General features: G+C 60.5%; 20 protein-coding genes. 6 read left to right on the plus strand and 14 right to left on the minus strand.

What is annotated here, in order from left to right; translation table 11 throughout:
* The first annotated feature begins 534 nt into the window (after positions 1–534).
* Positions 535–1,125 carry a ferritin-like domain-containing protein gene (locus tag ASF57_RS11270; RefSeq protein ID WP_056483285.1) on the plus strand — a complete coding sequence of 197 codons (591 nt, stop codon included), beginning with the start codon at positions 535–537 and terminating at the stop codon, positions 1,123–1,125.
* A 63-nt stretch (positions 1,126–1,188) separates the two neighbouring features.
* Here ASF57_RS11270 and ASF57_RS11275 read toward each other — a convergent pair whose 3' ends face one another.
* The 3 genes from ASF57_RS11275 to ASF57_RS11280 all read right to left on the minus strand — a co-directional run bounded on the left by ASF57_RS11275 (position 1,189) and on the right by ASF57_RS11280 (position 6,121).
* Entirely contained in the window at positions 1,189–4,542 is a 3,354-nt protein-coding gene (locus ASF57_RS11275) for a PAS domain S-box protein (protein WP_082503869.1), read from the minus strand.
* Positions 4,542–4,733: a type II toxin-antitoxin system ParD family antitoxin gene (locus ASF57_RS24705; protein WP_200935853.1), complete on the minus strand. Its 192-nt coding sequence runs from the start codon at positions 4,731–4,733 to the stop codon at positions 4,542–4,544. The genes ASF57_RS11275 and ASF57_RS24705 overlap by 1 nt, the downstream gene beginning before the upstream one ends.
* Before the next feature lie 635 nt (positions 4,734–5,368).
* Positions 5,369–6,121, minus strand: a complete 753-nt coding sequence (locus ASF57_RS11280; protein WP_056483290.1) for an IS6 family transposase — start codon at positions 6,119–6,121, stop codon at positions 5,369–5,371.
* 1,897 nt (positions 6,122–8,018) lie between these two features.
* Between ASF57_RS11280 and ASF57_RS25695 the strand changes: the two genes are divergently transcribed.
* Complete coding sequence (locus tag ASF57_RS25695) at positions 8,019–8,237, plus strand: hypothetical protein (RefSeq protein ID WP_056483293.1); 219 nt, start codon at positions 8,019–8,021, stop codon at positions 8,235–8,237.
* A gap of 30 nt (positions 8,238–8,267) precedes the next feature.
* Here the strand turns inward: ASF57_RS25695 and ASF57_RS11290 are convergent, their stop codons facing one another.
* The 4 genes from ASF57_RS11290 to ASF57_RS11300 all read right to left on the minus strand — a co-directional run bounded on the left by ASF57_RS11290 (position 8,268) and on the right by ASF57_RS11300 (position 10,798).
* The gene (locus ASF57_RS11290) at positions 8,268–9,002 is read right to left on the minus strand and encodes a Crp/Fnr family transcriptional regulator (RefSeq protein ID WP_056483296.1); all 735 of its coding nucleotides are present in this window, start codon (positions 9,000–9,002) and stop codon (positions 8,268–8,270) included.
* 135 nt (positions 9,003–9,137) lie between these two features.
* Positions 9,138–9,455, minus strand: coding sequence for a hypothetical protein (locus tag ASF57_RS25700; protein WP_156376097.1), 318 nt, complete (start codon positions 9,453–9,455; stop codon positions 9,138–9,140).
* Positions 9,456–9,767: 312 nt separating this feature from the next.
* Complete coding sequence (locus ASF57_RS11295) at positions 9,768–10,031, minus strand: hypothetical protein (RefSeq protein ID WP_056483299.1); 264 nt, start codon at positions 10,029–10,031, stop codon at positions 9,768–9,770.
* A 2-nt stretch (positions 10,032–10,033) separates the two neighbouring features.
* Positions 10,034–10,798 carry a Crp/Fnr family transcriptional regulator gene (locus tag ASF57_RS11300; protein ID WP_056483302.1) on the minus strand — a complete coding sequence of 255 codons (765 nt, stop codon included), beginning with the start codon at positions 10,796–10,798 and terminating at the stop codon, positions 10,034–10,036.
* Between the two features lie 180 nt (positions 10,799–10,978).
* Here ASF57_RS11300 and ASF57_RS11305 point away from each other — a divergent pair, with 180 nt between their 5' ends.
* The gene (locus ASF57_RS11305) at positions 10,979–11,737 is read left to right on the plus strand and encodes a Crp/Fnr family transcriptional regulator (protein ID WP_056483305.1); all 759 of its coding nucleotides are present in this window, start codon (positions 10,979–10,981) and stop codon (positions 11,735–11,737) included.
* Here the strand turns inward: ASF57_RS11305 and ASF57_RS11310 are convergent.
* Together ASF57_RS11310 and ASF57_RS11315 are read right to left on the minus strand one after the other, a co-directional pair.
* On the minus strand, positions 11,734–11,985 hold the full coding sequence (locus ASF57_RS11310) for a hypothetical protein (protein ID WP_056483308.1): 252 nt from the start codon (positions 11,983–11,985) through the stop codon (positions 11,734–11,736). The genes ASF57_RS11305 and ASF57_RS11310 overlap by 4 nt on opposite strands.
* Positions 11,982–12,722 carry a Crp/Fnr family transcriptional regulator gene (locus ASF57_RS11315; RefSeq protein WP_056483311.1) on the minus strand — a complete coding sequence of 247 codons (741 nt, stop codon included), beginning with the start codon at positions 12,720–12,722 and terminating at the stop codon, positions 11,982–11,984. Before ASF57_RS11315 ends, ASF57_RS11310 begins: the two co-directional genes overlap by 4 nt.
* Before the next feature lie 1,094 nt (positions 12,723–13,816).
* Between ASF57_RS11315 and ASF57_RS11320 the strand changes: the two genes are divergently transcribed.
* Positions 13,817–14,035: a hypothetical protein gene (locus ASF57_RS11320; RefSeq protein ID WP_200935854.1), complete on the plus strand. Its 219-nt coding sequence runs from the start codon at positions 13,817–13,819 to the stop codon at positions 14,033–14,035.
* Positions 14,036–14,141: 106 nt separating this feature from the next.
* Here ASF57_RS11320 and ASF57_RS24725 read toward each other — a convergent pair whose 3' ends face one another.
* Positions 14,142–14,411, minus strand: a complete 270-nt coding sequence (locus tag ASF57_RS24725; protein WP_082503873.1) for a hypothetical protein — start codon at positions 14,409–14,411, stop codon at positions 14,142–14,144.
* 311 nt (positions 14,412–14,722) lie between these two features.
* Here ASF57_RS24725 and ASF57_RS24730 point away from each other — a divergent pair, with 311 nt between their 5' ends.
* Together ASF57_RS24730 and ASF57_RS27240 are read left to right on the plus strand one after the other, a co-directional pair.
* Entirely contained in the window at positions 14,723–15,253 is a 531-nt protein-coding gene (locus tag ASF57_RS24730) for a MucR family transcriptional regulator (protein ID WP_244476908.1), read from the plus strand.
* 360 nt (positions 15,254–15,613) lie between these two features.
* The gene (locus ASF57_RS27240; protein ID WP_280138756.1) at positions 15,614–15,742 is read left to right on the plus strand and encodes a hypothetical protein; all 129 of its coding nucleotides are present in this window, start codon (positions 15,614–15,616) and stop codon (positions 15,740–15,742) included.
* A gap of 207 nt (positions 15,743–15,949) precedes the next feature.
* Here ASF57_RS27240 and ASF57_RS11325 read toward each other — a convergent pair whose 3' ends face one another.
* From ASF57_RS11325 to ASF57_RS25710, 4 genes are all read right to left on the minus strand, one after another.
* Entirely contained in the window at positions 15,950–16,339 is a 390-nt protein-coding gene (locus ASF57_RS11325; protein ID WP_056483313.1) for a hypothetical protein, read from the minus strand.
* Positions 16,336–16,653, minus strand: coding sequence for a hypothetical protein (locus ASF57_RS11330; protein WP_156376098.1), 318 nt, complete (start codon positions 16,651–16,653; stop codon positions 16,336–16,338). Before ASF57_RS11330 ends, ASF57_RS11325 begins: the two co-directional genes overlap by 4 nt.
* A 147-nt stretch (positions 16,654–16,800) precedes the next feature.
* Positions 16,801–17,070 carry a hypothetical protein gene (locus ASF57_RS25705; RefSeq protein ID WP_156376099.1) on the minus strand — a complete coding sequence of 90 codons (270 nt, stop codon included), beginning with the start codon at positions 17,068–17,070 and terminating at the stop codon, positions 16,801–16,803.
* Between the two features lie 147 nt (positions 17,071–17,217).
* Complete coding sequence (locus ASF57_RS25710) at positions 17,218–17,481, minus strand: hypothetical protein (RefSeq protein ID WP_156376100.1); 264 nt, start codon at positions 17,479–17,481, stop codon at positions 17,218–17,220.
* Positions 17,482–17,737: the final 256 nt, after the last annotated feature.

Raw genomic sequence — 17,737 nt, forward strand, 5'->3', positions numbered from 1 at the left:
CAGAACAGGTCCACCATCGCCGCCTCCGTGCTGCAAACGGCGGCTCTGAATCACAAAACCAGAACTCTCGCAACGTCTTGGTTCGGTTCACACCCTAGCATAGAGCTAAGGGGTGGAGGGGGTGCGCTCATGCCCAGCTAATAGCCGAGGCAGCTCTGCAGATCCGAGGGATCCACCCGCATGCCTGACGTGGACTTACCTCGATTGCAGAGAGGTAGGAGGTTCAGGGCCTATGGGGCTTCGGGGTGGGGATCTCGACAAGCTTGCCGGTCAGCGGGTTGAGGATGAGCACAATAGTCTTTCACGTTCTGCGTACGATTATCCGTAGGGTCTAAACGGGTCAAACCGCTAAGGTATCCAGATCATCTATTGATGTGGTTAGCGATCACTTAACCATATGCATTCTCGATTCCCGCATGCACCGAGGTACCTGCGAAAACGTTTGGACGACCAGAACCTCGTCGATCTTCACGCGTTCCTCGCACTCGCCAAGCTGCGCTGTTGAGCGCGGAGGCAGAAGGCTGGAGATACCCGATGGCTACGAAGCCGAAGACGCTGAACGACGCCTTCTACGAGACCCTAAAGGACGTGTACTACGCCGAAAAGCAGGCGGTTCGCGCTCTGAAAAAGTCGGCGAAGGCCGCTGAGCACGATGAGCTACGTCAGGCGTTCGAGACCCATGCCGAGGAGAGTGCCCACCAGGTCGAGCGCCTGCAGCAGGTGTTCGAGATCATCGGCAAGCCGGCCCGGGCCAAGACCTGTGAAGCCATGCAAGGCCTGACCTCCGAGATGGAGGAGGATTTAGAGGATTTCGGTGGCAGCCCAGCTGCGGACGCTGTTCTAATCGGATGTGCCCAGGCGATCGAGCACTACGAGATTGCCCGCTACGGCACCCTAAAGACCTGGGCGAGCCAGCTTGGGTACGAGGACGCCGCCAAGCTCCTGGACGAAACCCTCCAGGAAGAGAAGAAGACCGACGAACTTCTCTCGCAAATCGCTGAGAGCCTCAACGTCGAGGGCAGTGAGGCGGCCGGCGATGACGAAGAGGATGACAGCGAAGAGGTAGTCGGTAAGAAGCTTGCCGGTGCTGCAAAGACGGCCGCCAAGGGCAAAGCCAAGGCCTGAACCAAACGCGAAGGAGGGGCGCTGCAACCGCAGCGTCCTTCCGGATGCTCATCCTACGATAAGCTACCGACCGAGGATGCGCTTGCGCCGCTGCCAGGTGGCGACCTTGCGAAGCAGGCGCGAGAGCTGCTCGACCGAATAAGGCTTGTGCAGCAGCTCGAACCCGTAGGTGCCATTCTGCGCCAGCACGTGGCTGTAGCCCGAGGCCAGCAGAACCGGCAGGTCGTGGTGATCCTCACGGATCCGGTGAGCGAGGTCGATCCCGTTCATCCCGGGCATGACGACGTCGGTGAACACTACGTCGAAGCGGTCGGCCCCCTTCGCCAGTTCGACCAGCGCCTCCTCGGCATTGGCCGCCCAGATGGTGACGTATCCGAGTTCGGCCAGGGTCTGGGTCGCGAACGTCCCGACATCCGCGTTGTCTTCGACCACCAGGACCCGTGTGCCGTGTCCATCGATGAGGGGCTCAGGCTCCACCTCGGGCTGGTCGGCGGCGGCCTCTACCTTGGGCAGGTACAGGACGAACATCGTGCCCTGACCGACCGTGCTCTGGACGCGGACATCACCTCCGGATTGCTTGGCAAAGCCGAAGACCTGGCTTAGCCCCAGGCCAGTTCCCTGTCCAACGCCTTTGGTCGTGAAGAACGGCTCGAAGATGTGCTCGATCTGATCAGGGGCGATGCCGGCCCCCGTATCCTCGATGCACAAAGCGACGAAGTCGCCACGGACCGCGGGGTGGCTGCGGATCGGCGGAATGACCGAGACGGGATGCACCGTGATGGTGAGGGTGCCCTCGCCGTCCATGGCATCCCGGGCGTTAACGGCCATATTCACCAGGGCGGTGTCGAACTGGCTCGGGTCGGCGTGCACGAAGCAGGGCTCGTCAGGGATGTCGGTAACGATCCTGACGCGCGAACCGCTCAGCGTGCCGACCATGTCGGTGATGGCGACAACGCTCCGGCCGGCGTCGAAGACCTCCGGCTTCAGGGCCTGCCGCCTGGCGAAGGCGAGCAACTGACCCGTGAGCTTCGCAGCGCGTGCGACCGTGTCCGAGATTGCGCTGATGTAGCGCTGGCGACGCTCCTCCGGCAGGTCCGGACGCTTGAGCAGGTCTGTGGAGGACTTGATGACGGTGAGCAGGTTGTTGAAGTCGTGGGCGACGCCGCCGGTAAGCTGACCCACGGCCTCCATCTTCTGTGCTTGACGCAGCTGCTCCTGGGCGGTCGCAAGCTCGGCCTGACGCTCTCTTTCCGCCGTGACGTCACGGGCCACGGCATGGATCAGGTTCTCTGATGGCACCGCCGTCCAGGAGAGGTGTCGGTAGGAGCCGTCCTTGTGCTGGTAGCGGTTTTCGAACCGCGGCGTCGTTCGCCCTTCGGCTAGCTGCCCTGCCTCAGCCAGCGTTGCCGCAACGTCCTCGGGATGCACGAGGTCGATGAAGCGCCGACCGAGTAGCTCATCCTCGGACCAGCCGAGCAGGTTGGCCCAGGCCGGGTTGACCGCGGTGACGATTGCATCGAAGCGCGCCACCAGCATGAGGTCGGTCGACAGGCGCCACATACGATCCCGGTCGGCTGTGCGGTCCGCGACCTGCTGCTCCAGGCTTTCGTTCAGTTCGTGCAGGCGCCTCTCGTCAGCCTTGCGGGCAGTCACGTCGATGGCGGTGCCGATCACGCGCACGCACCGGCCAGTGTTGTCGAAGATGCCTCGCCCCTTGGCCGCCACCCATCGGACAATGCCATCCTCCTTGCCGATCGTCCGGTACTCGACATCGTAGAGCGGGCGACGATGGGGATCGCTTGCTGCCTCGTAGGCTGCTTGCGTCTTCTCCCGGTCATCGGGGTGAACGCCGTTGTAGAAGTCGTCCAACGTGACCGGCACGTCCGGCGAGATCCCAAACATCGCCTTGACCCGCGGCGGCCAGAACATCGCACCGGTGAGGTGATCGACGTCCCACTGTCCGATCTCCCCGACCTCAATAGCGAGCCGCAGCTGCTCCTCGCTGAAGGCCAGCCGTTCCTCGGCTTCGCGGCGTTCATCGATGTCGATGACCGAACCAACATAGCCCAGGTACTCGCCGTCCTCGGCGAAGCGGGCAGCAGCCGCGTCAATCGTCCAACGGTAGACACCGTCTGCGCGACGCAGGCGGAAGTCGACTTGGTAGTTGCGCCGTTCGGCATTGGCCGAGACGAAGGCCTGCTCGGCAAGGGGCAGGTCGTCCGGGTGGACGGCGTCGAGCCAACCGTATCCTTCGCCTTTGCCTGGCTCTTGGCCCGTGAACTCGTACCAACGGGCGTTGAGGTAGGTGCAGTAACCCTTCGGGTCGGTCACCCACATCATCACCGGGGCATTGTCGGCCATGTTGCGGAAGCGCGTCTCGCTCTCGCGCAGCGCCACGTCAGTGACGCGCAGGCGGTTGATTGCTGCCTGTTGGTCACGGGCGAGTTGGTCGTGTGCCTCGGCCTCGCCTCGTAAGCGCACCAGCTCCGTGACCTCCTCGGCACGATGGATGATGAGCGCAACCTTGCCAGCCTCGTCGAGCACCGGCGAGTTGACTGGGCTCCACCACCGCTCGATGAAGCGCCCGTCCGCATCACGCACCGCATAGCGCTGGACGGCCATCAGGTCAGGGATCTTGGTGGCGACGACACGATTGAGCGAGGCGGTAAGGTTGCGCACGCCATCGGCACCTGGGTCGGCCGGATCGTCGGGGAAGAGGTCGAACAGCCTCCGTCCGATCTGCTCCTCGCGCGTCAAGCCAGTGAGCTGAATGCGGGCGTCGTTTGCCGCAACGATGGTCCAGTCGGGCGGTGCCACCACGAGGAAGGGCGTCGGTGAGGCCTCGAACAGCGCCCGGAAGTCGGCGGATAGGGCGGCAGCGTCGGCAGCTTGCTTCTGCCGGCACTCGTTCTCGTCCCTCGTCCGCTCGGCAAGCACTTGGCCCGTAAGGTCTATCGCCGTCACGAAGACACCAGCGACACCTCCGTCTTCGCCCCGGACCGGCGCGAAGCTGTAGAACCAGAACGTCTCCTCATCGCGGTCGTGCCGCCGCATCGTGAACGGCTGTTTTTCGACCACGAGGCCGTGGCCGGTTGCGACCACGGACGCGAGTTGTAGCCCCATCACGTCCCAAATATCCGGCCAGACCTCGCTGACTGGTCGTCCTAGCGCCCAGGGATGGCGTTTCCCCAACGCCAAGCCATAGGCGTCGTTGTAGAGTACGTGGAACTCGGGTCCCCAGTAGAGGGCGCTGACGACCTTGGCGTTCAGGCAGATCGACAACGCCGTTTGTAATGACTGCGGCCACGTTGCAGGGGTGCCTAAGGGCGTTGTCGCCCAATCATGCGCACGCATGAGGACGCCCATCGTGCCGCCCTCTTCCAGGAAGCCGAGAGCATCGTGCCGACGAGGAACCATTATCTGGCGCGCGGATGTAGCGTGGGCACTGGGTGTTGAGATCGAAGGTCGGGTTCGTGTTCGCCGAGCAAGCGAAGGGCCGCACGCACAACTTCGCTGGCGTTGCCGTAACGCCCCGATTTCAGCCGCTCCTGAACGAAGGCGCGCAACTCGGGAGTGAGGGAGACGGTCATTGTTTCGCGAACGGCCATGCACGACCGTAGCGCATTCCTAACCTGTCTTACACCTCATTCCGCCGCTGCCGATCCGCGTGCCGGCGTAAAACAGGACGTTGCTAGCACGTCGATTGCGGCATCAACTTTTGCTACCGCCGTGGTGTCGGTAATCTCAGACGCAACGGAACCGCGTGCGCCCCTGGTAGGTCCATCCGGGCGTGTCGCAAACGCGATCGGACCTGCGTTTAACCCCGCGTTGACCATACGGTCTGCATGGCGCCTTCTGAACCGGAGGCCGCCCATGATCCTGTCCGCCATCGCAGAGTAGGTGCTCAAGCCGCCCGCAGATGCCAGGAGCTGTGGCCGCTGCGCTGTTGTCGTGGTGTTGCGTGCCTGAGATAAGGCATCTCAAATGCGCGGCGCTCGTCGTGGGCCCTCGAAGGATCTCAGACCTCGTGCGACGGTTGTGCCGCTATTCCGCTCTTGGGCTCGCCCTTGCGCTGACCTCCCAGGAGGCTTGGGGCCAAGAACTGATCGGCGATGCTGCTCGGATTGCTAGAGAGACCCCGTTTCTGCGCAACCTGCGCGGTGCCGGCGGCGATCCACAGACTTCGGTGGGGCGTGTCGCAAGCTTGGACATAAGGCGTGGAAGGGCCTCTACCGTCCCGCTTTCACGCTTTGTTCGCTTGGGGAAGCCCAAAGCAGACCCCGAGTAGCTGGTTTTGCTCACGGACCGTCCACACGCCGGCAAAGCCGAAGCCCTTGCGCAGCCAGAGCATAGCCTCGAAGCCCTGGATGGTGCGTCGAGCCGTATGGAAGGAGCGGAAGCCTCCGACCCGGGGCATGTTCTTCTTGACCCGGAAGTGGTCGCTCTCGATGCCCTGCTGCAGGTGCTTAGTGACGTAGTGGATCGCAGGACGCGCGAGAAGGCCGTCGCTCTTCGCAGCCACGATCGCAGCCGGGTAGGTGCTGGCGCCATCCGTGCCGATCCGGTCAGGCGCAAGAAGCGGCTGATCGGCCAGCATTTTGCGGAAGAAGCGCTTGGCGGCGTCGAGATCCCGGCTCGCAGCGAGCAGGAAGTCGACCGGATTGCCGTGCTTGTCGACGGCTCTGTACAGGTAGCGCCACTCGCCACGAACCTTGATGTATGTCTCGTCGATCCGGACCGAGCCGCAGTGCGGCCGGCGGAACTGGCGTAGCCGCTTCTCGATCAGCGGCGCGTAGGCCAGCACCCAACGGTTCAGGGTGGAGTGATCCACCTCCAGGCCGCGCTCCAGGAACAACTCCTCAATGTCGCGGTAGCTGAGCGGATAGCGCAGGTACCAAGAGACGGCTTGGACGATGAGCGCAGCCTCATAGTGCCGTCCCTTGAAGTCGGCCTTGGCGCGCTGTTTGAGCTTGGCGGCGATAGCAGACAGGATCATGAGCGGCCTCCGAAAACGGAGGCGCCATGCAGGCCGTATGGTCAACGTTGGGTAAACGCCCGCGCGATCGCGTTTGCGACAGGCCCGGCCGCGCTGGCCGTGATCGCGGTCGAGGTGACGAAACGCAATGCCTGCACGATGGCGATAGGCGCGATTGCGGCTCTTGCGGGGGTGGGATCGGCCCCCTTGCTCGCTGCGCTTAAATCGGCCCACAAGCCCGACGAACACGCAACGAACTAATCGCGAAGCAATAACATCGCTTATTCTGCAATGACTTGCAAGTGTATTGATTTACGTTACTTGAGTAACGCCATTTAACGTCGATTGACTTGGATTGGCATATCTTCACCGGGTGCAAGCTGTGCGCGCGAGGACGGTCGCATCTGAGGAGCCGGCGCGCCGCCGGGTAGCAGCATCACTGGATTGGCGGCTGTTTTGCTTTGCAGTAGGCTTCGCCGCGATGCAGCAAGGAGGCTCGGATGACCTGCCGCGCAGTGTTGAAGGAAATCGACGGTCAGCCAGCTCGCTTCATTGGCTCCCAAACCGGAAGAGACGATGCCGAGAAGGTTCTCCTCCGGGTCGGTGACAAGGAGTGCACCGTGAGTGGCCGGAAATGGGCAGCGGCTCCGGCTTGGTCTGGAGAATGGCCGGCGTGGGCTGGCAAGAGCCCCAGGAAGTCCGGATGGATACGCTCTAGGATGGCCTCAGAGGCCCGTCAGTCGGCTTGAGCGTGTTTTTAGCGGCTTTGAGGGTGCATCTAAGGCCTCACGGCCGTCCTAGGGCATTCTAGAACACCTTGCATTGGATGACGCGCATCGAGGGCACTAGCCATGAGCGAGACAACCAACACCTATCCATACACCCTTAAAGTTGAGCCAAAAACGAGGCGCGAAGGGATCTGGCAGTGGGTTGTCTGAAAGCATGGCAAGCTACTCAATCGCTCGGATCGCGATCATCCGTCCGAAGCTAAAGCCAGGGCGCAGGGTATGGAGGAGATCGAGAGGATGCTTCGCGCCGCCGCCAATGGACACCCGAGGCGCTGACCGGCTTCAGAGGCAGCACCAGAGTGGTCCACGGCAGAGGCGCTAAGGTCCGCGATAACCGGCGGCACAAAAGGAAAAGCCTCCTCTCTGCCGCCGGGCTGACACTCATCGCTTGGGGGGCTCGGAACGCGCCAGCAGGTCGAGAATACATCTTCTATGCCATCTGCCAACGCGAACGAGGCCAACGGCACAATGCGCTCGCTGACCTCGTCGTGGGCGTTCCTCCGCAGGACTGTCTCGTCCCTTCGGTCGCCTTCGTGTCTGCCATTGGCAGGATAACGTCAACGCGGCAAAAGTGCTTAGAACCATTGTGCCAGCTCGGAATGAACTTCGCCCGTCCCTTGGGGTTGGCTCAACACAGCACGGCGATAGGGTCGCGGCGTTGTAGCCCCTCCCAGGGCGATTCCTCAACTTCGGGCCGCTTCCTCATCGGGGCGGCCCCTTTTCGTTGCGACAACGCCAAGGCCTTAGTCTCTTTCCAATGCGCCATGCGCATAAGACCAGGATGTCGGATTAACGACGGTATTCCCGACATCAGGTTATAACCGGAGCCGTCCTGATCCGTTCGTAGAGCCGACTGGCGGGTTCCGACCCTACTCAGACTTTCGGGCCAACAGGCTGGCATGGCCGGAGTTGACGCAAAGCAGACTATTAATCGTGAGATTGAGGCTGCTTTGGTGGTCATGAATGGCAGACCGGAGCCCGGTCAGCGGATCAGCCATGTGCCCGTGTAGGTCATGGCGGCTGAGTAGATGGGATGGCCATCTTCGTCCGTTACTAGAACCGAAAAAAGCCTGATGCTCGCCGTCCTTAGGTACCTCGTACGCCGCGATCTCGGGTAGGACCGTCTTTGCGTGACGAGCAGCTTCTTCAGGGCCAGCGAGGTCAATGCCCTCGTCGTCGCGAAGCGTCCGCCCGTCATGGATGTCGAAAAAATAGCGAGGCACACGGATCTCTACGCGCAGCAGGCGGGAGCACACGGGGTCTCACAGGCGCGGAAGGCCGGGGGTATGGCCGCGATGCGCTACATCATAGGCGTCAAATTTGCAAAAAATATTAACAAATGGAAGTGAGATCCCGCCTCTTAGGAAATGTCTGATACCTCACATAGCGGGGTATGGGGGAGCCTTGGGATGCAGGTGGAGGTAGTTGGGATTGAACCCCGCATAAGCCTTGATGGCAGCGACGTCAGGTAGGGTGACACGCCTTTCCTTGAACACCACCAGCCCCAGACGTCGTAACTCCTGGAGCACCCGGTTGATGTGAACGTTCGATAGCCCGGTTGCATCGCCGAGGTCGAGTTGGATGAGGGGAAACGAGTAGCTGTTTTCTGTCGCGAGCCCGACCACCTGGAGGCGGATCAGGAACTCGCAGAACAGATGTGCGACTTGCTCGTCGGCCGAACGACGGCCCATACACACCAGCCATTCCCGGAGGATTGCTTCATCGACAAGGCCGGCCCACTGCAAGGCACGGTTCAAGACCGGGTGCTTCCCGCAGAGGTCATTCATCACCAAACGCGGGATACGCACCACATCGCAGGAGCTGATCGTTCCGATGCAGTGGTCCATCTCGCCCAGGATCGACACGTTCAGGTCGCAGAAGTCTCCTGGGATGAGAAAGCTGACAATCGACCGCCCACCCCCCGGGAGGACCTTGTAGCGGCAGGCGAAACCTCTCTGGATCAGGTGGACGTGATCGGGCACGTCTCCTTCCCCAATGAGCTCAGTCCGGGATGGAACATCGCGAAGGCGCGCACTCGCATCAGTAAGAGCCTTCTCTTCGGACCCAGACAGGACGAAACGGCGTCCAAGCTTCTGGATGAACGGATTGAGCATGTGCCCTCCCGGGCCATGCCCTATGGTTAGTATGGCGAGCTAAGCGGCAATTGACCAGAAAGATTGCGTTGAAATGTGGAATATAAATTCGAGTTCCGCTACAGCGTAATAACTACGCAAACATCCGGAACGAAGTTATTGATGGCGAGGTTCGTGCCGTCCGCCTGAAATTGTCACTTCTGCGCTGTAGACGATGTCTCCGGAGGCATTGCGAGCTGAAACCCTGAACGCCTGTTGATCACTTTTTGGCAGAACGTCTTTGGCGATATCTGCGAGCGCCCTAAGAACCTCTGTCCGGGCGGCCTCTACGTCGGGAAGGTCGATGCCTTCCTCATCTCTAAGCGGGGTATGACTATCATCGAAGTCAAAATATATCTTCAATAGCTTTGCTTTCCATAAAGTTCTATTTTCTGCCGAGGATGATAGCGTAATTGAACGTAATTCGTTCGTCATTACCTCTTGTTAATCAGCGTTCCGTCTGTCGGGTATCTTACATTCACTTGAGCGCGGCAGATCAGGTCATATCCGCTTTCGCCATAATCCGGACGTTCGGTGAGCCATCGACGAACGTCCGCATTCTTCTCTTTGCAGAGGGTACCGAGCGTCCGATTTAGATCACTAAAAGCGAACCGAGGCGATGTGATGGAGCCGGCGCAATCCGTGCCGCTACTACGACCACCAGGGCTGAGAACAGCCGCCCGTCATGGTCAGCAGCGTGGTCGCCTGCTTCTTGGTCGAGGTTCCTTACGAGAGATACCGCTGGTGTCAGGATTTAAGATGTTGCCGCAGCCAGCGTGTTGCATCCTCCAGCGTGTCGAAAGCCGGAATCCGAAGCCCATTTAACTGTCCGAAGGCGGCCTCCACGAACCAGCCCTGAGGGTTCTCGTGTTCAGGAGCGTCGAGGCGGATGAGAACTGCCACCAGCATCCCATTGGCTATCACCAGCATGCCGGTGCGATCGAGGCTTCCTGTATCGACAGCAATTGGCTGCAGGACGATGAGCGTCTCAACGTTGCCCTGACGGCTCACGGCTACCCTCCGGAGCCACTGCTTAGCCATGGCACGCTGCGGCCGGTGCTCCAGCGCGAGTTCTTGAGATGAAGGTAGTTCGGGTTGAAGCCGCAGTAGTTTTTCAGGCGCTCGATATCCAGGATGGTAAGTACCCGGCGCTTTAGCTCGATTAGCTCCATTGCCCGAAGTTCTTGGAGCGTGCGGTTCACATGCACGTTCGACAGGCCCATCGTGTCGGCGATGTCGGCTTGCGTGAACGGGAAGCTGTAGCTGTTGTTCTGAACGCCTCCTACCGCTTCAAGCCGTAGCAGCAACTCGCACATGAGATGGCCGATGCGTTGGTTAGCCGGTCGACCGCCGATGTTGACCAGCCATTCTCGCAGGATGGCTTCGTCAACGAGTGCACAGCGCCACACAGCTTGGGTAATGCTGGTGCGATCGACCATCACTGCTTCGATAGCGTGACGTGGGATGTCGACAACTTGGCAGGCGGTAATTGTGCCGATGTTGTGATCCATCTGATCGAGGATGAACACGTTGAGGTCGCAGAAATCGCCCGGCACCATATAGGCCATGATCTGGCGTTGACCGTTTGGCAGAACCTTGTAGCGGCAGGCGTATCCGTCGAGAATGAGATGGATATCGTTGGGCGGTTCACCTTCCCGAATCAGGTCGATGTGCGGACCCACATTCCGGAAGCGCGGGACTAGGGCGTTCAGTGCCCCCCGATCCTCGTTGGTCAATTCCTGGAAGCTCTCAAGCTTGCGGATCAGGGCGTCCTGCATCGGGTCTCATCACGCAGCCAAGATGTTACATCTTATGTCGGAAACCCGACAGGTTCTTCATCATATGACTGCGTCTTGCCGGATTTTACAATTATTGCCAGAAGGCTGGGCTTTGCAGGCATGCCTCCGGGCGTGTCCGTGATCGAAGGGTGTTAGTGTCCGCCCTAAGGGAAAGGGTTCATGTTTCAGCCGCAGCAGCGTGGGTGTCAGAACCGCCTCCTCGCAGCACTGCCAGCGGCGGACTTCGCTTTGCTGCAGCCGCACCTGGAACTCGCCACCTTATCCGTGAGCGACGTGCTAATCCGAGCCCATACGCCGATCTCTCGCGTAGCCTTTGTTGAGCAGGGCATCGTTTCGCTTGTCAGCGTCGCTGAGGATGCTCAGCAGATCGAGGCCGGGCTCATCGGCCGCGAAGGCATGGTGGGTGTTCCCATCCTACTCGACGCCGATCAAACCCCGAACGAGGCGCGAGTTCAGATGCTGGGGTTCGCCTGGACCATATCCGTCAGTGCCCTGAAGGATGCGCTGGAGCAAAGCCCCAATCTGCAACGTCGGCTCTTACGCTACGCCCATGTTTTCGCTGTGCAACTGGCCTCTACGGCCCTAGCTAACGGGCGCTTTAAACTGGAGCCGCGCCTCGCTCGATGGCTGTTGATGTGCCACGACCGAACAGCCAGCAATGCACTGCCGACGACGCACCAATTCCTATCGCTGATGCTCGGTGTAAATCGAACTAGCCTGACAGCGGTCGTGGCCGAGTTTGAGCGGTTGGGCATGATTGAGGCCCGACGCGGCACCTTGGTCGTGCGTAATCGGCCCGCACTGCATGCTGTGGCAGGGGCCTGCTACGGCGTCCCAGAGGCGGAGTATGCACGCCTTCTCGGCAGATCGGCAGACGATAAGGCTGATCCTTTAGAAACGCTGACTGTTACCGCTTAGTGCGTCTGGCTTGCGCCGAGCCGGGAAGCAATCCAGGCTTGCGCTGCATCTAGGTCCACGAAGGACGGATGTTCCCGGCCCCATGTTGGCCCGAACACCGCCTCTAGGTACCACTTCCCTGCATCCTCCTCATGCATGTCTGAGAGGTGCACCAGGATCGCCACGAGGAGGCCGTCGGCAAACACGAGGTGGCTCTCACTATCCTCGCTGCCGGTGGCGAGCTGGACTGGTTGAAGGTGCAAGCTCATGCGCGGCGCTTCCGAAGGTGGAGGTACGTCTCATCGAACTCCGCCGCTCGGATTAGTGCCTCCCAGGCTTGTATAACCAGCGTGTTGCCGTGCAGGGTGATCAGCCCGTTGCCGCGCATTTCCTTCAGCACGCGGTTGACGTGCACGTTCGAGATGCCGCTCGCGTCTGCCAGATCGGCCTGGGTGATCGGTAGGGTGCAGCGGTGTTCACCGGCCAGACCTACGGCTTCCTGTTTGAGGTACAGTTCGCAAAATAGGTGAGCGAGGTGGTTGTAGGATGAGCGCTGGCCCATGCACATCATCCATTCCCGGAAGATCGCTGCGTCAACCAGCGTGTCACGCCAAAGCACGCCGGTGATGCTGGGGAAGCGGAGGGTCAACGAATGCATGGCAGCATGCGGGATGAAGGCCACGGTGGCCTGGGTCATCGTGGCAAGGCTGTGATCCATCAGTGGGATGTGCAAGCTATGCGGATCCGGGATGTCGCCGGCGATGTGGAATGAAAAGATCTGGCGCTTGCCCTCGCCCAGCATTTTGTAGCGGCAGGCCCAGCCTTCCAGGATGAGACAACACTGCGAAGCCATCTCACCATCGCAAACGATGTCTTGCCGGGCTCGCATTACCTGCACCCTGACGGGCAAGCTCTCGACAGCGTGGCGCTCCTCGGTCGAGAGCGTAGCAATACTCTCGAGCTTGGTAATGAGCGGTGACAGGGGTCTATGGATGTTCGACGCCATTTGGCTTCGCCTTGCATTGCAGGCGGAAGCGCACGGCTCTTCCAGGCATCAGCACCTGTAATCGATCGTCTGACGATCTTTACATCATACAGCACTTTATATCAGGAAAATCAACATATGACGTAAATGTGCCTCGATTGTTGCGTTATTTGGTTAGTCGTTGATTAACTGCTCTGGCAATAACCCGTCCGAAGGAGGACCGGCAGAACGCGAGCTTATGAGACGTTGGTTCCCTTCTCGTCATCAGCATTTTGCGGCATCTTCTCGCGACGCGCTTCCCGTTGGGCGAGCTCCTGCCCCACTTGCCATAGCAGGGCACGCGTCATCGCGAGCATCGCGGGCGTGCCCATCTCTGCGACTGCCTCATGGGCTCTAAGGCAAGCGTCCGCCATTGCCTCGAAACGTTCGTTATCTTCCACTTTTCTGACGCCTCCATTCTCAGCGTCAAGCAATCATCAAATGTTAATCCGCGCAAGTGACCGAGTGAGTATTCATCTCGTTTGTATCATCCGTATTCAGTTTTATCGTAGCTTGGCTGTTTGATATGTCGGGTATCACACAATTCATTTGTTTGAGACGCAAACGATGAAACTAATCAACGACAGCGACGCCCCTGCCCAAACGGCGACCGTGTTAGATAGGATTGCCATAGCGATCGGTTGTTCGGTCGGAGCACTGTCAAACCCAACTTCGCGCGATCCAGATCCAACGGTCGAGCTTCTGCGGTTATGGGCTGGGATCACGGATGATCAGGATCGGCAGAAGGTGCTGAGTTTTGTTCGCACCATCGTTCCTTAGGGACGTTTCTCAAACCACTTGGACATTAGAGCTTTAAGCGTAGTTCAACTTTACCCTTCCATCCATCAGTATCCTCGCAAGATAGCGCACATTCTAACGAGGTGCAGTGTCGGTAAAATGATCGCTTTCCTGACGCCGCGGAGGGACGAGAACGCCTGAGCAACAGACCGGCCTAGCCCTGTCCGGAACGCCTGCAGGGAAATCTTCCGTCGGGAAAACGGTCGGCCAGATTCCTACAGATGGCATGCTGATTGCCACGCGATACTGGACGTCGACAGCTCTCGCTGGAGGAGCAGATGCGCGAGATCTACGCCAGCTCGAATGGGGACCACTGGCACCTTATCGTTGACGCCGCCTCAGGACACACCTTCGTGCGCCACACGGCCAATGAGCCTTCAGGCGGCCACTTGGTCGATATGGCTTTGCCGATCTTCCTCAGCCTCGACAGCGGGGGTCCGGAGCATCAGGCCCTCTGGGCTTTGATCCGGACACTCGTCGAGCACCCAATGCGTTGAACGGAAAAACCCGCCGCGGCTGGGGCCGAGCGGGTTGATGCAGTGTCTCGCAATAGGGAGCAGCCCGAAAGAGATGCTGGCTGCTCACATCCGCAGCGAGTGCGGTTTAGTTGCTACCTCCGCTGCCGCCACCAGCGCTGCTGTTCGGAACAGCCTGCTCTGGCTTGCTGGCGTTGCCGCCGGCAGCCGAGTCAGAGGTTGCCGTGTCAGCGCCGGTCGCGCCACGCGAAACGACGACGTCCCGATCGTTACCGGTGCTGTTCGGCTCCTGCACAACGATCGGACTACCGGTACCGGGCTGACGCGGAACTCCCGTCTGAGCAATGGCGGGAGCCGCGGCGAGAACAACGACGCTGGCAAGGATGAGGATCTTCATAGGTCAACTTTCAGGAGCAACGACAGCGGGCACGCTCTCGATCATACAGGGTCAGTCAAGAGGGAGCGGAGCCTGTGGGTTCCATTGCCTTGCGCCCGATCACGCCAGTCGAGACAAAAAACCCGCCGCAGCTTGCGCTGGGCGGGTGAAGTCAAGGGGAGGAATTCCATGAGAGGAATGAGCCTGCCTTGCACGTAGGATGCCAGAGCAGAGCTGCCGGCTCTCGTGACCAAAGAAGACCTTCCTATAGAGCCTTGATTTATTTGGACGCGGGGTAGATGCAGTAATTCCCAAAATCAAAGGAACGCGAAGTGCAAGACGTGCATGGAACTGCGGCTGAAACCGAAACCGAAACCGGAGCGGTCGACTACGTCGCTATGACTGCCGATCTCGTCTCCGCGTACATCTCCAAGAACTCCGTCCGGCCTACCGATCTGGGCGAGTTGATCACCACAGTGCACCAGACCCTTAAGGGTCTGAATGGACCTGTTATGCCGGCCGGAGACAAGATCGAGAAGCCGACACCGGCTGAAATCAAGAAATCGATCACGCCCGACGCCCTGATCAGCTTCGAGGACGGCAAGCCCTACAAGACGCTGCGCCGGCACCTTACGATGCGAGGCCTGACGCCTGAGGCATACAGAGCGAAGTACGGTCTCGCGCGCGATTACCCGATGACCTCGGCAGCCTACTCAGCGCAACGCTCCGAACTCGCTCGCTCCTCGGGGCTCGGGAACCATCGGAAAGGCGTAAGAAAGGCTGCTAGGCCGGATGGAACAGCCTCAGAAGCGCCGGCCGAGCCGAAGCAGAAGAAGGCTGGACGAGCACCTAAAGCCCCATGAGTTAAGTCGGCTGTCGGCAAGGATGTGACCGCCAAGCGACAGCCGATGTTTTACCTTTGTTCCACAGGCGGCAGCCCTCGCATTAGGCTGGGCAGTTGAGTCAGATGGAGGGAGCACACCTGCTCCCGGTCTCATCCCATGCTGATCGCCTCCCGCTCCGTCCTCCTGCAGCACCGTGAGGTCACGGCGGTCCTGCTCACCTACGCCATGTTCCTCGGCGGCACTCTGGTGCTCGCCTGGGCCATCGCCTGAGGCTCTTTGGAAGTTGGGCTTTGATCACGCGCAGGAACGCTTCCGATCGCCCGTACTTTGCTCTTACAACAATCAGGGAGCGAACGAGTGACCTCAGCCGACACACCAATGCCCGGCGCCGATCTGCAGCCAATCGAGAACCCGCCCGCCCCCGCCGAGCAGCCTGAGCGGAAGGCGCCATCGATACCGGAGGAAGATGACCCGGCGATCGAGGAGACCGAGGAGCAGCCGAGCTGATCCAGCTCGGCTAAGACATCGCTCTGATGGAAGAAGCCCCAGACCACCAAGCGGCCGGGGCTCCGTTCGTCACCTATCGGGCTCGTTCTGTCCCAACGCGTAGGGCGACAATCCGTAGGCGTGTTGATAGGCGTCCATCCGGCGCGTTCGGTGGGCCATGGCCCACCGAACGGAGGGCGGCGAGCCTCATGTGCGCCCCTCCCTGTCTCACTTGCATCCGACAGTGCTCAGAACAAGCGCGGCCCGGCTCGACGGAGGCGCCGCCACTGGAAGCTCGCCCTCGCCCGCAAGGCATCGGAAATCCATCCAGGAAAGCTGATATCGGGTCCGCGCCTTGCATTCCTCGGCATAGCTGGGACGCACAAAGTCGCCTCGGCGGACGCAAGCAGCGACCGACTTCTCGATGTGCCGCTGATCCATCTTGACCATGAGCTCGCGGAACTCGCGGCTGATGAACCCGAGGTAGTGGGTCATCATCTGATCGGTGACAGGCGCCGCCACAGCGGTAGGCCGGCCAATGAGGCTAACGCCGCCGCCGATCAACAGGAGAGCGGCGAGGCCGGAGAGAAAGCCGCGGCGGGATGAGGGGCCGCTCATGCGCTGACCCCCGTACCGGTCTTGTAGACATCGGCCGCGTGGAAGGCGCGCACGTCCGCGCGAATCTGCTTGGTCAGCGTCACAAGTTGCGCCGAGATTCGAAGGGTCGCCTGGACCTCGTCTTGGTCGAGTTCGCTGGCGTGGTCGCCAGCTTCTAGGACCAGATCGAGTGCGATCGCGATATTTAAGGTCTCGAATACTGTCTCATCGTGCTCGGAGAAGCTGCGAGGCGGGGTCAATTGTCCAAGATGTCTCAAAAACGGGCGGTCTGTCACGGAAATCGCCTGTTCTGTCACGGTGCCTGTCACGAACATCCCGAGGACTGTCACAGCCGTCGCCGAGCTAGACCCGTCCGTTGTGACACGCTCTTTCTTTCCCCCAGATGGGGGTCTAGATCGCATCACGCTGTACCGCCGGTACTCACCACTCGCATCTCTGTCGCGTCCGACTCGACAGCTATCTTAAGCGCGGCTCGGGCTCACCGGCGGCGTCGGTGGCAATCTTTCATCGTCGAGGTTCTCGTCGGGCACATCGCTCAGCATGTCATCGTCGGGCGCCGGCTGCTCGACCTGACCTGGAGGTCGGCCCTCCAGCCCAAGCTCACGCTCCTTCGGCGTCTTCGGCGGCACGACGACAGGATCGCCATCAGGGCTTACACCAAGACCCTGCGCCCAGGCAGGAGCAACGGAGAGGGCAAGAGCGAGCACAGTCAGAGTCGTCACGAGCTTCATGCACGTCACCTTGAGCTGGGATTTAGTCGCATCCGCATTGCACTCTCACTGCCGTTGACGCCAGCACAAAGCCAGCGATCAACCGCAAGAGACCAAGGTCCGCTACAGGACTGGGAAGGCACGCCCAGCCACCTCAACGTATAGCGTTCAGAGACGGCGATCAGCCGGCGGCGCGTCATCTGGATCGTCAAGATCATCGTCATCATCTGCGTCCGGCTCCTCGGTCGAGAAGTCGTCGGCCGGCGGCGCGACCTGTTCTCGCTGGCCGCGTGGCCGAACCTGCAGATCCGGTACGCGCCTCATGCCCGACCCGTCACCACGTCGAGGGACGTCGAGATCCTGGGCCATTACAGGTGCGGCGAGGATCATGCCCAACGCAACGGCAGACACGGTAGCAACAACATTCAGCATGGGGGTGCATCCAGGGGCGGCTTGGGTCAGCAAGTGCGGGCGAACGTCTCGCACCTCGCGATTTCCGAGCCAAGTCGATGCGCTCGCCCTTCACCTCACATAGCCATCTGGCCTGCCCCCATGCGGTGGCCCAGGTTCGAAGTTAGTGCATCGTCGGTCTGGAGTTGACCCTGTTTGTGGTCCACGGCCTATGCAAGTTCTCGGGCTGTGACAGCTTGGTTGGCGAAGGCTCGGGGCGTCAAGCCGCCCAGGGCCG

The organism is Methylobacterium sp. Leaf117 (genome assembly GCF_001422985.1).
In the GTDB taxonomy this organism is placed as follows: Bacteria; Pseudomonadota; Alphaproteobacteria; order Rhizobiales; family Beijerinckiaceae; genus Methylobacterium.

Excerpts from the sequence above, each read along its gene's own strand:
- ASF57_RS11270 (WP_056483285.1), top strand. The coding sequence starts at position 535 with ATGGCTACGAAGCCGAAGACGCTGAACGACGCCTTCTACGAGACCCTA.
- ASF57_RS11275 (WP_082503869.1), bottom strand. The coding sequence starts at position 4,542 with ATGGTTCCTCGTCGGCACGATGCTCTCGGCTTCCTGGAAGAGGGCGGC.
- ASF57_RS24705 (WP_200935853.1), bottom strand. The coding sequence starts at position 4,733 with ATGGCCGTTCGCGAAACAATGACCGTCTCCCTCACTCCCGAGTTGCGC.
- ASF57_RS11280 (WP_056483290.1), bottom strand. The coding sequence starts at position 6,121 with ATGATCCTGTCTGCTATCGCCGCCAAGCTCAAACAGCGCGCCAAGGCC.
- ASF57_RS11290 (WP_056483296.1), bottom strand. The coding sequence starts at position 9,002 with ATGCTCAATCCGTTCATCCAGAAGCTTGGACGCCGTTTCGTCCTGTCT.
- ASF57_RS25700 (WP_156376097.1), bottom strand. The coding sequence starts at position 9,455 with ATGACGAACGAATTACGTTCAATTACGCTATCATCCTCGGCAGAAAAT.
- ASF57_RS11300 (WP_056483302.1), bottom strand. The coding sequence starts at position 10,798 with ATGCAGGACGCCCTGATCCGCAAGCTTGAGAGCTTCCAGGAATTGACC.
- ASF57_RS11305 (WP_056483305.1), top strand. The coding sequence starts at position 10,979 with ATGTTTCAGCCGCAGCAGCGTGGGTGTCAGAACCGCCTCCTCGCAGCA.
- ASF57_RS11310 (WP_056483308.1), bottom strand. The coding sequence starts at position 11,985 with ATGAGCTTGCACCTTCAACCAGTCCAGCTCGCCACCGGCAGCGAGGAT.
- ASF57_RS11315 (WP_056483311.1), bottom strand. The coding sequence starts at position 12,722 with ATGGCGTCGAACATCCATAGACCCCTGTCACCGCTCATTACCAAGCTC.
- ASF57_RS11320 (WP_200935854.1), top strand. The coding sequence starts at position 13,817 with ATGCGCGAGATCTACGCCAGCTCGAATGGGGACCACTGGCACCTTATC.
- ASF57_RS24725 (WP_082503873.1), bottom strand. The coding sequence starts at position 14,411 with ATGAAGATCCTCATCCTTGCCAGCGTCGTTGTTCTCGCCGCGGCTCCC.
- ASF57_RS27240 (WP_280138756.1), top strand. The coding sequence starts at position 15,614 with ATGCCCGGCGCCGATCTGCAGCCAATCGAGAACCCGCCCGCCCCCGCC.
- ASF57_RS11325 (WP_056483313.1), bottom strand. The coding sequence starts at position 16,339 with ATGAGCGGCCCCTCATCCCGCCGCGGCTTTCTCTCCGGCCTCGCCGCT.
- ASF57_RS11330 (WP_156376098.1), bottom strand. The coding sequence starts at position 16,653 with ATGTTCGTGACAGGCACCGTGACAGAACAGGCGATTTCCGTGACAGAC.
- ASF57_RS25705 (WP_156376099.1), bottom strand. The coding sequence starts at position 17,070 with ATGAAGCTCGTGACGACTCTGACTGTGCTCGCTCTTGCCCTCTCCGTT.
- ASF57_RS25710 (WP_156376100.1), bottom strand. The coding sequence starts at position 17,481 with ATGCTGAATGTTGTTGCTACCGTGTCTGCCGTTGCGTTGGGCATGATC.